We start from the raw sequence: 13,514 nt of genomic DNA, 5'->3' as shown, positions 1-13,514 counted from the left end.
AACACGAAACCGGCGGAATCCTGCGGTTGACGAACCGGCGACCTCACCGCGCGACGAACGTCAGGAGCGTCGCCGACGGCCGGCACGCAAACCGGAACGGCGTGTAGGGGCTCGTCCCCACGCCGTTCGACACGTGCAGCCACGCCGAGTCGTGCCCGCCGAACTCGTCCGGGCGAGGGCCCGGCCAGCCGTGCAGACCGCTTGCGCGACCCCGGTCGAGGTCGCAGTTCGTCACGAGCGCCCCGAAGCCCGGGAGGCACAGCTGCCCGCCGTGCGTGTGCCCCGCGATGATCGCCTCGGCGCCGTCGGCGCGCAGGGCGTCGAGCGCACGTACGTACGGTGCGTGGACGACCCCGAGGCGCAGGTCGGCGCCGTCGGTCACGGCCGCGTCCGGGGCCGGCAGGCGGTCCCGTGCGATGTGCGGGTCGTCGAGCCCCACGAACGCGACGTCGAGTCCGCCCACGTGCAGGCGCGCCCGCGCGTTGTCGAGATCCAGCCAGCCCGCGTCCGTGAGGCGCGCTGCGAACGCCGCGGTCGGCAGGTCCGGCTCCCGCGCGACCTCGGTCTGAGGCCGACGCGACGACGGCATGAGGTAGCGTGCCGGGTTCTTCGCGAGCGGCGAGAAGTAGTCGTTCGACCCCATGACGAAGACACCCGGGAAGGCCGTGAGCGGCCCGAGCGCGACCATGAGCGGCTCGAGCGCGTCGACGTGTGCGAAGTTGTCGCCCGTCGTGACGACGAGGTCCGGCTCGAGCTCCGCGAGCGCCCGGACCCACGCGATTTTGCGCTGCTGCGACGGCGTGAGGTGAAGGTCGGATGCGTGCAGCACCCGCAGCGGCGACGACCCCGGCGGCAGGACGGGCACAGTGACGTGCCGCACGGTGAACGCCTCGGCCTCGAGCCGGGCCCAGGCGAGCGCGCCCGCCCCCGCGAGGGCTGTGAGCCCGACGGCCTTGCGCAGCTCAGTCATCGGTGTCGGCATTCCCTCGGCCCGGCCGCGAACGTCGTTCCTTCTTCTTGTCCTTCTTCTTGTCCTTCTCGTCGTCCCGGTCGTCCTCGTTGTCGGTCCGCACAGGCTCGCCGCTCGAGATGTTGAGGGTGATCGTCGAGCCCGCGGTCGTCGTGCCGGATGGGTTCGTGTTCGCGACGGTGCCGCGCGGGTAGGACGACGGCACCTGCGCCGGGTTGACGACGACAGAGAACCCGGCCTCGTTGAGGATCTTCGTCGCGTCCGCGACCGAGCGCCCGCCGACCCACGGGACCGGCACGCGTTCCCCGTGGATCGTCTTCGTCGTCGGGTCCGGGAAGGCGACGTTCGGCTTGCCCTCGAGGGCCTGGTCCATGAACCGCTTCCACGTCGGCGCGGCGAGCGTCGAGCCGTAGACGTACGAGTACGGCACACCATTGATGCGGATGTACTGCATCGACGTGTCACGGTCCGGGTTGCCGATCCACACGGCGGTCGCGAGCTGCGGCGTGTAGCCGATGAACCACGTGTGACGGTTGAGCTGGGCCGTCCCCGTCTTGCCGGCGGCGACGCGACCGCCCGCGAGACGTGCGCGCGTCGCGCCACCCTCGGTGAGGACCTTCTGCAGCGCGTACGTGACGCCGTGGGCAACCTCGGCGTCGAGCGTCGTGCGGCAGTTCGCCTGCGGCACGGGAAGCTCCTCGCCCGAGGCCGTGAGGATCTGCGTGATCGCGACCGGGTCGCAGTACGTGCCGCCCGACGCGAACGTCGCGTACGCGTTCGCCATGGCGAGCGGCGACGTGTTCTGCGTGCCGAGCGTCATCGACGGGGTGACCTCGACGCCGTTGTCGTCCGACGGCGGGTCGTCGCGCTCGAGAGCGAGCGACGGACGGAATCCGGCGAGGTACGCCGAGTCGGCGACGCCGCACAGGTCGAGCTGACCCTCCATCGCGACGAACGCCGTGTTGACGGAGAACGCGGTCGCGCGCAGAACGCTCGTCTGCCCGCTCGCGCGACCGTCGGAGTTGCCCGGGCCGTACTCACCGACGTAGCGGTAGTTGTCGATGCACGACGCCCGCCACGTCGAGCCCGGCCACATCGTCTTCGTCGCGCTCACGGACGCGTTGAGGGGCTTCCCCTCACGCAGCCACTCGGTGAGCGTGAACGCCTTGAACGTCGAACCCGCCTGGAACCCGCGCGAGCCGCCGTGCTTCTGGTCGGTGTTGTAGTTGATGGACGTCTTGCCCGGGCCGACGGCCTCCGGGTCGGCGACGTACGTGCGGTTCTGCGCCATCGCGAGGATCTTGCCCGTGCCGGGCTCGACGACGGACATCGCGGTGCCGAGGCCCGAGGCGTCCTTCGTCGGGATCGTGTTGCGCAGCTCCTTGTTGGCGATCTTCTGGAGGTCGAGGTCGATCGTCGTGTGGATCTCGAGCCCGCCGCGGTAGAGGAGGTCGTCGCGCTCGGACTGCGTCGTGCCGAACGCCTCGTTGCTGAGGATGACCTTCGTGACGTAGTCGCAGAAGTACGCGGCACCGCCCGCGGCCTCGCAGTTGCGCTTCGTCGGCGTGATCTTCAGGGTGTCTGCGATCTTCAGCGCGCGGGCCTCGTCGTACTCGGCCTTCGTGATGTAGCCCTGCGTGTACATCTCGCGGAGCACGATGTTGCGGCGGGCCTCGGCGTTCTCCGGGTTGCGCTCCGGGTCGTACTTCGCGGGCGCCTTCGTGATGCCGGCGATCGTCGCGGCCTGGACGGGCGTGAGCTCCGCGGCCGACGTGCCGAAGTAGTAGCTCGCGGCGGCCTCGACGCCGTAGACGGAGACGCCGAACTGGGCGATGTTGAGGTACGCCTCGAGGATCTCGAGCTTCGACATGCGGTCCTCGATCGCGATCGCGAGCTTCGCCTCCCGGAGCTTGCGCTCGTTCGTGCCCTCGCGCGCGGCCGCGACGCCGAGCTTGTCACCCTGACGGTTCGCCTCCTCGATGAGCACGTTCTTGACGTACTGCTGCGTGAGTGTCGACGCGCCCTGCTTGCTGCCCGTCGTCGCGTTGAGGACGAGCGCACGCGCCATGCCCTCGACGTCGACGCCGCCGTGGGCGAAGAAGCGCTTGTCCTCGATCGCGATGACGGCGTTCTGCATGGCCATGGAGATCTCGTCGAGGTCGACGACCGTGCGGTTCTCCGCGTAGAACGTCGCGAGCAGCTTGCCGTTCGCCGCGTAGATGTGCGACGCCTGGGACGGTTCACCAGGCTCGAGCTCCGTGGGCAGCTCGTCGAAGAGCTTCGTCGCGGTGTTCGTCATCGCGCTCGCGCCCGCGGCGGCGGGCAGGACGAGGCCAGCAGTGAGCAGGCCGCCGACCCCGGCGAGGAGCACGAACGTCACGAGAAGACCAAGAGCCTGGAGGACGGTGACCTGACGGGCGGCAGGGCGCGTGGCAGACATGCTTCCCAGGGTAGTCGTCCTGGCTGGGAGGACCCGGCCGGGACGGTGAGGATCGTGTGCACGACGCCCGTGCGGTGCCTCACGGTGGACGCTGGCCGTCAGCCCGTGACCGTCGGGCGGGTGCGGGCTACGCTCCTCGCATGGTCACCACGTGGGAGTACGCAACCGTTCCTGTCCTCATCCACGCGACGAAGGCGATCCTCGACAACTGGGGCTCGGACGGCTGGGAGCTCGTCCAGATCGTCCCCGGGCCTGCGGGCAACGAGAACGTCGTCGCGTACTTCAAGCGTCCGACGGGCGAGAAGTGAGCGGGCGCGTCCTCGCGCGCCTCGCCGAGCTCGGCCTCGACCTGCCTCCGGTCGCGGCGCCGGTCGCGGCGTACGTGCCCGCGGTGCGGACGGGGAACCTCGTCCACACGTCGGGCCAGCTGCCGTTCGTCGACGGGGCGCTCTCCGTGACGGGCAAGGTCGGCACCGAGGAGGGTGACGTCGCGCCCGACGTCGCTGCGGGCCTCGCGCGCACGGCTGCGCTCAACGCGCTCGCGGCGGTCGCGGACCTCGTCGGCGACCTCGACAGCATCGTGCGGGTCGTCAAGGTCGTCGGGTTCGTCGCGTCGCGCCCGGACTTCACGGGGCAGCCCGCCGTCATCAACGGTGCGAGCACGTTCCTCGGTGAGCTGCTCGGCGACGCGGGCGTCCACGCGCGTTCCGCGGTCGGGGTCGCGGTCCTGCCGCTCGACTCGCCCGTCGAGGTCGAGCTCGTCGTCGAGGTCGCCTGACCCCCGCGCGCACCTCCCGACGGGAGGGCGCCCACCTCGAGGTGGGCGCCCTCCCGGACGAACGGGCTCGCGTCGGCGAGCCGGCGGGGATCAGCGCGCGCGGCGCTCGAGCCGCGCGATATCGAGTAGCACGACCGCACGGCCCTCACGACGCACCCAGCCGCGCGCCGCGAAGTCGGCGAGCGCCTTGTTGACCGTCTCGCGCGACGCGCCGACGAGCTGCGCAAGTTCCTCCTGCGTGAGGTCATGCGCGACACGGATGCCGTCGTCCGTCGGGTGACCGAACCGCGTCGAGAGGTCGAGAAGCGCCTTCGCGACACGCCCCGGGACGTCGGAGAACACGAGGTCCGCAAGGTTCTCGTTCGTGCGACGCAGACGACGCGCGAGCGCACCGAGGAGGAACTTCGACATGCCCGGGTGCGTCTGCAGCCAGCGGACGAGGTCCGCGTGCGAGAGCTCCTGGAGCGTCGTATCCGCGACGGCCGTCGCCGTGAGCGTGCGGGGCCCCGGGTCGAACAGCGAGAGTTCACCGAACATCTCGCCCGGGCCGAGGACGGCCATGAGGTTCTCGCGGCCGTCCGACGAGCGCCGGCCGAGCTTCACCTTGCCGTCGGAGATGACATAGAGCCTGTCGCCACGTTCACCCTCGTTGAACAGCGTCTCGCCGCGCGTGAGGTGGACAGGGGTGAGTGCGTCGAGAAGCGGCTGCGCCTCCTGCGGGTCAAGTCCCGCGAAGAGGGGAGCGGAGAGGATGACGGCGTCGTCCACGGTTCTGTCCCATCGGGTCGGTGTTGTGTGCCCCAACACACACCATCATGCCTCAGAACAATGGCGACAGGCGCCCAGGGGCTCTCGCGAGGTCGTCGGTGAGTCGCTGCACGAGCTGCTCGGTGACACGCTCGAGCTCCGAGCGCACCCGACGACCGTACTCCTGCACGTCGCTCTCGAGGTCACGCAGTTCCTCGATGTCGAGCACCGCGGACGCCGACAGGTCGCCGCGCACGAGCGTCGTCATGCGGACGTGGTCGGGCGGCGCGACGTCCGAGAGCGCGCCCGACGCGACGAGCCCCAGCCGGTCGGGGATGAGCGCCGCCGACACCGAGAGGTCGATGCGGGCGCGCAGGAGCCGACGCCAGTGCTGGACGCGGTTCATCTCCGCCCGGAGCGCACGACGGCGCGCCCGGAGGGACTCCGTGTCGTCCAGGAGCGGTCGGGTGCTCACTGCGGCGCCTCAGCCTTCGTCGTCTCGTCGGGGTGCTACGGGACGTTCATCGGCCGGCAGGGCCCGCGCCTTGAGGGTTCCGCCCCGACGACACCTAGGATTCCGGCATGCGACCACCTGCGATCGGCCCGGACGTCTCGCGCACCGCGCTCGTGCGCCGAGCCCGTCGGATCGTGCGCGTCCTCGGCGTCGTGCACCCCGACGCACGCTGCGAGCTCGACTTCACGACGCCGCTCGAGCTGCTCGTTGCGACGGTCTTGTCCGCGCAGTCGACGGACGTCCGCGTCAACCAGGTGACGCCCGAGCTCTTCGCGGCGTACCCCGACGCTCTCGCGTACGCGCAGGCCGACGTGACCGACGTCGAGGAGATCATCCGACCGACCGGCTTCCAGCGCGCTAAGGCGCGCTCCCTCGTCGGCATCGGTCAGGCGCTCGTCGAACGGCACGACGGTGAGGTGCCAGCGCGTCTCGAGGACCTCGTCGCGCTCCCCGGGGTGGGCCGCAAGACGGCGAACGTCGTGCTCGGAGACGCGTTCGGCGTGCCGGGACTCACGGTCGACACGCACCTCGGCAGGCTCGCGCGCCGGCTCGGCTGGACCGACGAGGAGGACCCCGTGAAGGCCGAGACGGCCATCGGTTCGCTCTTCGAGCGCAAGGACCTCACGCTCGTCTCGCACCGGCTCATCTTCCACGGGCGGCGCGTGTGCCACGCCCGGCGCCCCGCGTGCGGCGCGTGCGCGGTCGCGCGCTGGTGCCCGTCGGCAGGCGTCGGCGAGTCCGACCCTGACGTCGCGCGGACGCTCGTCCGCGGCGAGATCGTCGACCCGGACGCCTGACCCGGCACCGCAGGTCCCGGAACGGGGCCGCTACAGGCGGCCGAGGTGCTCGAGGAGCAGCGCCGTGACCCGCTCGGGAGCCTCCTCGTGCGGGAAGTGCCCGACGCCGTCGATCATCTCGAAGCGGAAGTCGCGGCACAGCGCGGCAGCGTCGAGCTCGATGCCGTCCGCGCGCAGGAACGGGTCCTGCGCGCCGTGGACGAGCATCGTCGGCACCGCGATCGGACGCCGCACGACCGAGAGGAACCGCCGTCCGTCGATCCGCGGCGCGGACCGCACGATCCAGCGCAGGGGCTCGAGCGCGTTGTGGGCCGCGAACGGCACCTGCATCGCCGAGTCGTACGTCGCGAGCTCGTCGCTGCTCCGAGCGACCACCGAGCCGTCGGCGACGATCCGGCCCGCCAGACCGTCGCGCAGCTGGCGCTCCGGCACGGACGGCAACTGGACGAGCGCGAGGTACCGCGCGACGCGTGGCGTGAGCACGGCGCGCAGGCGCCGGTGCATGCGCGCCGGGTGCGGGCACGCGAGCGCGACGACGGACTCCGTCACCGCAGGCTGCAGGCTCGGCATCGACCACGCGACGTGCGCTCCGAGCCCGTGCCCGACGACCGTCGCCGACGACGCCCCGAGCGAGCGCACGACCCCCGCGACGTCGCGCGTGCGCGTGAGCACGTCGTAGCCGAGCGGCGGCTTGTCGGACGCTCCCGTGCCGCGCAGGTCGAGCGCGACCGCCCGGTACCCGGCCGCACCGAGCGCCTCGAGCTGGTGGCGCCACGTCCACCAGAACTGCGGGAACGAGTGGAGGAGGACGACGAGCGGACCGTCCTCGGGCCCGGCCTCCGCGACGTGGAAGCGGGTGCCGTTGGCCGAGACGAAGCCGTGGCGCCACGGCCCGTCGATGAGGACGGTGGAGAAGTCGGCGTTCACTGCGGTCCTTCGTGCGGGGCGGGGTCGGCCGGGGCCTGGGCGCGACGTGAGGAGGGCGGGTCGAAGCGGTAGCCGACGTTGCGGACGGTGCCGATGAGCTGCTCGTGCTCAGGGCCGAGCTTCGCGCGCAGGCGCCGCACGTGGACGTCGACCGTCCGCGTGCCACCGTAGTAGTCGTAGCCCCAGACCTCCTGGAGGAGTTGCGCCCGCGTGAAGACACGGCCCGGGTGCGCGCCGAGGCACTTGAGGAGCTCGAACTCCTTGTACGTGAGGTCGATCGGCTCGCCGCGCACCTTGACGGTGTACCCGCTCGGGTCGATGACGAGGTCGCCCGACGAGATTTCCTCCGAGTCCGGGCCGGAGGCGCCGCTCGCACGCGAACGCTCGACCGCGAGCCGCAGCCGCGCCTCGACCTCGGCGGGTGACGCCTGCTCGAGGAGCAGGTCGGTCGCGCCCCACTCGGCCGTGACGACGGTGAGCCCACCCTCGGACAGCACGAGCACGAGCGGCACGTCGAGCTCCGCCGCCGCGACGACCCTGCACATGCTGCGTGCGCCTGCGAGGTCGCGGCGCGCGTCGAGCAGCACGACGTCCGCGTCCTGCGTGGCGAGGAGCGCCGACGGCTCGGGCGGCGCGACGTGCACGCGGTGACCGAGGAGACCGAGTGCGGGAAGCACCTGCGACGACGCCTCCGCGGACGAGGTGAGCAGCAGAAGGTCCATCGACGTCCTCCCTCCTGCCTGTGTTCCTGCGGGTCCGAGCCTGAGATTACAGGTCGGCGCAGCCGATTCGTCGTGCTCAACCGTTCTCTGGGAAGATCGACGAGGCTCGCGTCGTCGCCCGAAGGTCGGCGGAGCCGTGAGGCGCCGACCGGCGCCCCACGTCGAGACCCTCCCAGGACGTGCAGTGAGCAGATCGACCCGCGCCGTCGTGACGGCCGTGGCTGCCGCCCTTCTTGCAGCTGCGGCGTTCCTCGGTGCGACAGGCGTCTCTGGCGCGGTCGCCCTCCTCGTCGTCGTGCTCGCGATCGGCTGGCCGCGCCTCCTCGACCTCCCCTCGGGCGCCGGCTCGACGACGGTCCTCGCGCTCGTGGGCCTCGGTGGCGTCGCCGCGGTCGTCCTCGACGGCGGCACGCTCGGCACCCTGCCGTTCGTCGTCGCGTGCGGGCTCGTCCTCGCGTTCCTCGTCGAGATGCTGCGCCGTGACGGGCGCCCGCGGCTCGTCGAGTCCCTCACGGGGACGGTCGCCGGCCTCGTCGTCGCGGTGTGCGGCGCGGGCTGGACCGCCGTCGTCGAGCATGACGGCGGACCGGACCTCGTCGTCGTGAGCGCGGGCGCGCTCGCGGCCGCGAGCGTCGCCGCGGTGCTCGTTCCCTGGAAGGGCTGGTCGAGCGTCGGGGTCGCGGTCGCCGCAGGTGCGGCCGTGGGGACCGGAATCGCTGCGCTCGTTCCGGTGACGGCCCTCGGCGAGGGCGTCGTCATCGGTGCGTTCGCGGGCGTGCTGGCTGCATCCCTCCACGTGCTCCTCGAGAAGCTGCCTGCGTCGACGTCCCGTTGGGGCGGCGTCGCGAGCGCCGTCGTGCCGGTCCTCGTGCTTGGCGTCGTCGCGTACGTCGTCGGCGACCTCCTCGGCGCCCTGTAGTTGTCCCCGGTGCCGCGGCGGCCGCGGCCCGTGAACGAGCCCGGCGGCGCCTTGCGCCGGCGGCTAGGATCAGGGCATGAATATCGAGCTGCTTGAGGGTGTGTTCATCGGCCTGCTGGTCGCCGCGACCGTGACCATCACGTGGTTCGCGGGCTTCGTCGTCTTCCGGCTCTACAAGGGACAGCGCTGAGCCGGGCGCCGGCGACGCAGCCGGCGCCCCGCCCAACCCCACCTCATCGATCTGCACCGGAGATTCACCGTGGCCTTCGCCTTCCCTGACGGACTCGCCCCCGAGGCCTACCCGCTCGCCTGGCTCGTCGGCCGCTGGAGCGGCGCGGGCGTCATCAAGTACCCGGACATCCCGGAGACCGCGTTCGTCCAGGACGTGACGTTCGACCACGACGGCGGCCCGTACCTCCGCTACGAGTCGACGATCCGCCTGCCCGCGGACGACGACGAGTCCGAGCCGACCGTCTGGTCGACCGAGACGGGCTACTGGCGCGTGGCCCCCGAGCCCTTCGAAGGCATCGGCGAGGGCCAGACGTCGCTCGAGGTCCTCCTCGCCGACCCGGCGGGACGCGTGAGCGTCTACCTCGGTGTCATCGGCAACGGCCGCGTCGACCTCGGCTCCGACTTCATCGCGCGCACCGGCACGGGCGCGGACATCACGGCGTCCAAGCGCATGTACGGGCTCGTCGAAGGTAGCCTCCTGTGGGCGTGGGAGCTCGCCGCGTTCGGCAAGCCGCTGCAGAACTACGCGTCGGCCGAGCTCGACCGCGTCACGGAGTGACGCGATGACGGGCGACGACGTCGTGCAGGTCCGCCGGAGCCCAGTGCTCGGGCGCCGCGGCGCGGTGCCCGCGCTCGCACCCGACGAGGGCGTCGCCTGGCACTACGGCGACCCCTTCGGCGAGCAGCGCGCGCTCGAGCGGCGCAGCGCGTTCGCGGACCTCTCGCACACGGGCGTCGTCACCGTCACGGGCCCCGACCGGCTCACGTGGCTCCACTCGCTCACGTCGCAGCACCTCACGGGGCTTGCGCCCCGCACGTCGACCGAGCTGCTCGTCCTCGACCCGCAGGGTCACGTCGAGCACGCCGCGGGCGTCGTCGACGACGGCACGACGACGTGGCTGCTCACCGACGGCGACCACGCGGCACCGCTCGCCGCGTGGCTCGACCGGATGCGCTTCATGATGCGCGTCGAGGTCGCCGACGTCACCGACGACTGGGCGGCGATCGGCGAGAACGTGCGCGCCGAGGGCCAGGAAGGGGAGCCCGTCACGTGGGTCGACCCGTGGCCGACGGTCGCGCCCGGCGCGACCCGCTACGGGCCGGCCGACGACACCCACCCGGGCGCCGACCGTGCGTGGCGGCTCGTCATCGTGCCGCGCGCGACGCTCCTCGACGAGGTGCGGGCGCGCGAAGACGCGGGCTGGACGCTCGTCGGCACGTGGGCGACCGAGGCGGCGCGCGTCGCCGCGCTGCGCCCGCGCGTCGACCTCGACGTCGACGACCGCACGATCCCGCACGAGCTCGACTGGCTGCGCACCGCCGTCCACCTCGCCAAGGGCTGCTACCGCGGTCAGGAGACGGTCGCGCGCGTCCACAACCTCGGACGCCCGCCGCGGCGTCTCGCGTTCGCGCACCTCGACGGCTCCGAGAACCTCCTGCCCGAGCCGGGCGCCGAGGTGAGCGTCGGCGAGAAGGTTGTCGGGCGTGCGACGTCCGTCGCGATGCACCACGAGCTCGGCCCCATCGCCCTCGTCACCCTCAAGCGGAACGTCGACCCTGCCGCGGACCTCGTCGTCGCCGCCGAGGGCGGCACGGTCGCAGCCGGCCAGGAGGTCGTCGTCGCGGCCGAGGGCGTCACCCCGGACCGTCCCGCACCGCGCGCACCCGTCGCGCGGGGACTCGCGCCGCGTCAGCGGCGCGAGTGATGGACAGCCCGGCCCGGACCGTCCGCCGCCGGGCGCTGCAGCTGCGCGTCCTCCAGGGACGCTCGCGCGTGCGACGAGCGTTCGTGCCCGTCCTCCAGGCGGCTGTCGCCTCAAGCGCCGCCTACGCGTTCGCGTTCTTCGTCCTCGGCCACGAGATGCCGTTCTTCGCGCCCATCTCCGCGTGGATTTGCCTCGGGTTCTCCGCGGACCGTGAGCTGCGTCGCGTCGCCGAGCTCGGCGTCGGCGTCGCCCTCGGGGTCGGCTTCGGCGACCTCGTCGCGCACGGCATCGGCTCGGGCTGGTGGCAGATCGGCCTCACGCTCCTCGCAGCGTCGCTCCTCGCACAGTTCCTCGACCGCGGGCAGATGCTCACGATGCAGGCCGGCGTCCAGTCGATCGTCATCATCGGCATGCCGCAGATCCAGGCAGGACCCGTCGGCCGCTGGACCGACGCGCTCGTCGGCGGCGTCACCGCCCTGCTCGTCGCGACACTCACCCCCGGCGACCCGCGACGGCACGCCCGCGCCCTCGGCGCCGAGGCGACGACGGCGCTCGCCGAGATGCTGCGCGAGCTCGCCGCCGGGCTGCGCACCCACGACATCGACCGCGTGCGCACCGCCCTCGACCGCGGGCGCGGCACGCAGGGCCTCCTCGAGGACTGGGCCGCGTCCGCGCAGGCTGGCCTGCAGAACACGCGGCTCGACGCGGCGTCGCGCCGCTTCCGGGACGACTTCCGGCTGCTCGTCCGGCAGGCGGAGATGCTCGACCGCGCCGTGCGCTCCGTGCGCGTCCTCGCGCGACGCGCGATCTCGATCCCGCCCGACGCCGACGTCGACAGCGTCGGCGAGCTCCTCGGACGGTCCGCGCGCGCGACGCAGGTGCTCGCGGCCGTCATCGGCGCAGGCTCGGACCCGACCCCGGCCCGCGGGGCGCTGCGCGACGCCGCGTCGCTCGCCGACCCCGGGTCGCTCGGTGACGCGGGCTGGCAGGTGCAGTCCCTCGTCATGCTCATGCGCTCACCGCTCGTCGACCTCCTCGAAGCGTCGGGCGAGACGCCTGAGGCCGCGCGCGCGGCGCTGCCGGAGCTCTAGCGTCCGCTACGCGTCAGCGTCGTAGACGATCGTTACCGGGCCGTCGTTGACGAGCGCGACCTGCATGTCCGCTCCGAAGCGACCCGTGCCGACGGTGACGCCGAGCGCGCGGAGCTCCGCGACGAGCGCGTCGACGAGCGGCTCCGCGACCGCGCCCGGCGCGGCCGCCGTCCACGACGGTCGACGCCCCTTGCGGACATCGCCGTAGAGGGTGAACTGGCTGATGACGAGCACGGGCGCGTCGTCGTCGAGGACCGAGCGCTCACCGTCGAGGATCCGCAGGCCTGCCACCTTCGTGGCGACGGCCTTCGCCTGCGCAGGCGTGTCCGTGTGCGTGACACCAACGAGGGCAACGAGGCTCGGCCCGTCGAACGCCGCGAGGACCTCGCCGTCGACCGTCACGGAGCAGCGCGACGCGCGCTGGACGACGACCCTCACGTCACCACCCCTGCGGCGAGCGCGGGGGGCGGCGGCGGTACGGCGCGACCGCAGGCCGCACGTCGACAACGAAGACGATCGCGGCGACCGCCGCGACGATCGCGAGAAAGTTGAACGGGCTGAGGGCGCCCGGGAACGGCAGCGTGAGGAACCCGATGGCCGTCGCGACCCCGACGATCGCGAGCCACGCCTGACGCGAGAGCTTGCCCGCGCTCGAGAATGCGTGCGCGGGCGTGCGGATCGCCTCGACGAGCGCGAACACCTCGACCGCGAACGCGCCGAGCGCGAGGACGAGGATGATGAGGCGCTGAAGTTCGTAGATCACCGGAGAGCCGTTCGTTCCGAAGTGTTAGGGGATGCGCTGCACGGCGAGCGGTGCAGCGGCCGCGAGGTCACGCAGCTCGGGGTGCTCACCCGACGCGAGTGTCGCGAACACCGGGCCGCGCGCCACGATCTTGCCACCTGCGAGGAAGATCGCCTCCTCCGTCATGCGGGACACGAGCTCGAGGTCGTGCGACACGAGGACGACGGCCGTGCCAAGGTCCTGTGTGATCTCCGCGATGTTCGCCGCGATGTCGCCGCGCATCGCCGGGTCGAGCGCCGTGAGGGGTTCGTCGAGCAGGAGGATGTCCGGCCGGCCCGCGATCGCCCGCGCGAGGATGACACGCTGACGCTCACCGCCCGAGAGCGTGTACCCCTGACGCTGCGCGACGTGACGGGGGAGCGCGACGACGTCGAGCAGCTCCTCGACCGACCGGTTGACCGTCCGGCCCGCCTTGCGCGCGTCCTTGAGGCCCTCTTCGACGAGCTTCGTCACCGTGCGCGCACGCTCCGGTTCCGTGAGGTCCCCCTGGAGCACCCGACGCACCGACGACGCGAAGAGCTTCTTGTCGCGACCCACCCGGTGGACGGCGCGGCCGTTCCACGTCACCGAACCGCGGTCGGGCTTGACGACACCCTGCATCGCGCGCAGGAGGGTCGTCTTGCCGGCACCCGACTCACCGACGATGCCCAGGGGTGCGTCGCCGGGAGTCACCGTGAGGCTCACGCCCTCGAGGACGAACGAGCGCTCGTAGCCCGCGAAGAGATCGGTGACGACGAGGGCAGGTGCGGAGGGCATGGGGGTCCGTTCGTTGCTGGTGCCGGCAAGGCCTGTCCCACGGTAACGGGTGGGGAGGACCACGGGTTCCGTCCGGTGAGATGCAGCACACTGTTCCGGTTGCGGTGCCATCGG

At 72.2% G+C, this 13,514-nt stretch carries 16 protein-coding genes; 7 read left to right on the top strand and 9 right to left on the bottom strand.

What is annotated here, in order from left to right; translation table 11 throughout:
* Nucleotides 1–43: 43 nt before the first annotated feature.
* Together C1729_RS08450 and C1729_RS08445 are read right to left on the bottom strand one after the other, a co-directional pair.
* Nucleotides 44–970, bottom strand: a complete 927-nt coding sequence (locus tag C1729_RS08450) for a metallophosphoesterase (protein WP_102509553.1) — start codon at nucleotides 968–970, stop codon at nucleotides 44–46.
* Entirely contained in the window at nucleotides 963–3,410 is a 2,448-nt protein-coding gene (locus C1729_RS08445; RefSeq protein WP_102509552.1) for a transglycosylase domain-containing protein, read from the bottom strand. The genes C1729_RS08450 and C1729_RS08445 overlap by 8 nt, the downstream gene beginning before the upstream one ends.
* A gap of 140 nt (nucleotides 3,411–3,550) precedes the next feature.
* On the opposite strand from C1729_RS08445, the gene sp36 reads away from it, so the two are divergent.
* Together sp36 and C1729_RS08435 are read left to right on the top strand one after the other, a co-directional pair.
* A complete protein-coding gene (sp36, locus tag C1729_RS08440; RefSeq protein ID WP_102510598.1) occupies nucleotides 3,551–3,718 on the top strand; it encodes a Sp36 family protein in 168 nt (55 codons plus the stop codon).
* Entirely contained in the window at nucleotides 3,715–4,188 is a 474-nt protein-coding gene (locus tag C1729_RS08435) for a RidA family protein (RefSeq protein ID WP_102509551.1), read from the top strand. The genes sp36 and C1729_RS08435 overlap by 4 nt, the downstream gene beginning before the upstream one ends.
* A 90-nt stretch (nucleotides 4,189–4,278) precedes the next feature.
* Here C1729_RS08435 and C1729_RS08430 read toward each other — a convergent pair whose 3' ends face one another.
* Nucleotides 4,279–4,956, bottom strand: a complete 678-nt coding sequence (locus C1729_RS08430) for a Crp/Fnr family transcriptional regulator (protein WP_102509550.1) — start codon at nucleotides 4,954–4,956, stop codon at nucleotides 4,279–4,281.
* Between the two features lie 52 nt (nucleotides 4,957–5,008).
* The gene (locus C1729_RS08425) at nucleotides 5,009–5,410 is read right to left on the bottom strand and encodes a hypothetical protein (protein ID WP_102509549.1); all 402 of its coding nucleotides are present in this window, start codon (nucleotides 5,408–5,410) and stop codon (nucleotides 5,009–5,011) included.
* A gap of 107 nt (nucleotides 5,411–5,517) precedes the next feature.
* On the opposite strand from C1729_RS08425, the gene nth reads away from it, so the two are divergent.
* Nucleotides 5,518–6,246 carry an endonuclease III gene (gene nth, locus C1729_RS08420; RefSeq protein ID WP_102509548.1) on the top strand — a complete coding sequence of 243 codons (729 nt, stop codon included), beginning with the start codon at nucleotides 5,518–5,520 and terminating at the stop codon, nucleotides 6,244–6,246.
* A 30-nt stretch (nucleotides 6,247–6,276) separates the two neighbouring features.
* Here nth and C1729_RS08415 read toward each other — a convergent pair whose 3' ends face one another.
* Together C1729_RS08415 and C1729_RS08410 are read right to left on the bottom strand one after the other, a co-directional pair.
* Complete coding sequence (locus C1729_RS08415) at nucleotides 6,277–7,173, bottom strand: alpha/beta fold hydrolase (RefSeq protein ID WP_102509547.1); 897 nt, start codon at nucleotides 7,171–7,173, stop codon at nucleotides 6,277–6,279.
* Nucleotides 7,170–7,895, bottom strand: coding sequence for a response regulator transcription factor (locus C1729_RS08410; protein WP_102509546.1), 726 nt, complete (start codon nucleotides 7,893–7,895; stop codon nucleotides 7,170–7,172). The genes C1729_RS08415 and C1729_RS08410 overlap by 4 nt, the downstream gene beginning before the upstream one ends.
* 184 nt (nucleotides 7,896–8,079) lie before the next feature.
* Between C1729_RS08410 and C1729_RS08405 the strand changes: the two genes are divergently transcribed.
* From C1729_RS08405 to C1729_RS08390, 4 genes are all read left to right on the top strand, one after another.
* Nucleotides 8,080–8,814: a hypothetical protein gene (locus tag C1729_RS08405; RefSeq protein WP_102509545.1), complete on the top strand. Its 735-nt coding sequence runs from the start codon at nucleotides 8,080–8,082 to the stop codon at nucleotides 8,812–8,814.
* Nucleotides 8,815–9,073: 259 nt separating this feature from the next.
* Nucleotides 9,074–9,604, top strand: coding sequence for a heme-binding beta-barrel domain-containing protein (locus tag C1729_RS08400; protein WP_102509544.1), 531 nt, complete (start codon nucleotides 9,074–9,076; stop codon nucleotides 9,602–9,604).
* A gap of 4 nt (nucleotides 9,605–9,608) precedes the next feature.
* The gene (ygfZ, locus tag C1729_RS08395) at nucleotides 9,609–10,751 is read left to right on the top strand and encodes a CAF17-like 4Fe-4S cluster assembly/insertion protein YgfZ (RefSeq protein WP_102509543.1); all 1,143 of its coding nucleotides are present in this window, start codon (nucleotides 9,609–9,611) and stop codon (nucleotides 10,749–10,751) included.
* Nucleotides 10,751–11,842, top strand: a complete 1,092-nt coding sequence (locus tag C1729_RS08390) for an FUSC family protein (protein ID WP_102509542.1) — start codon at nucleotides 10,751–10,753, stop codon at nucleotides 11,840–11,842. Before ygfZ ends, C1729_RS08390 begins: the two co-directional genes overlap by 1 nt.
* 6 nt (nucleotides 11,843–11,848) lie before the next feature.
* Here the strand turns inward: C1729_RS08390 and dtd are convergent, their stop codons facing one another.
* Genes dtd through C1729_RS08375 form a run of 3 tightly spaced genes read right to left on the bottom strand, consistent with a single transcriptional unit; the run spans nucleotide 11,849 to nucleotide 13,400 of the window.
* Nucleotides 11,849–12,280 carry a D-aminoacyl-tRNA deacylase gene (dtd, locus tag C1729_RS08385; RefSeq protein ID WP_102509541.1) on the bottom strand — a complete coding sequence of 144 codons (432 nt, stop codon included), beginning with the start codon at nucleotides 12,278–12,280 and terminating at the stop codon, nucleotides 11,849–11,851.
* Between the two features lies 1 nt (nucleotide 12,281).
* Nucleotides 12,282–12,605 carry a DUF2516 family protein gene (locus tag C1729_RS08380; RefSeq protein WP_102509540.1) on the bottom strand — a complete coding sequence of 108 codons (324 nt, stop codon included), beginning with the start codon at nucleotides 12,603–12,605 and terminating at the stop codon, nucleotides 12,282–12,284.
* 24 nt (nucleotides 12,606–12,629) lie between these two features.
* Nucleotides 12,630–13,400, bottom strand: coding sequence for an ABC transporter ATP-binding protein (locus C1729_RS08375; protein ID WP_102509539.1), 771 nt, complete (start codon nucleotides 13,398–13,400; stop codon nucleotides 12,630–12,632).
* Between the last annotated feature and the right edge of the window lie 114 nt (nucleotides 13,401–13,514).

It is taken from the genome of Sanguibacter massiliensis (assembly GCF_900240335.1).
GTDB classification, from domain to species: domain Bacteria; phylum Actinomycetota; class Actinomycetes; order Actinomycetales; family Cellulomonadaceae; genus Flavimobilis; species Flavimobilis massiliensis.
Note: the sequence above shows the minus strand (reverse complement) of the source record. Positions and strands in the feature narration are given on the sequence as shown.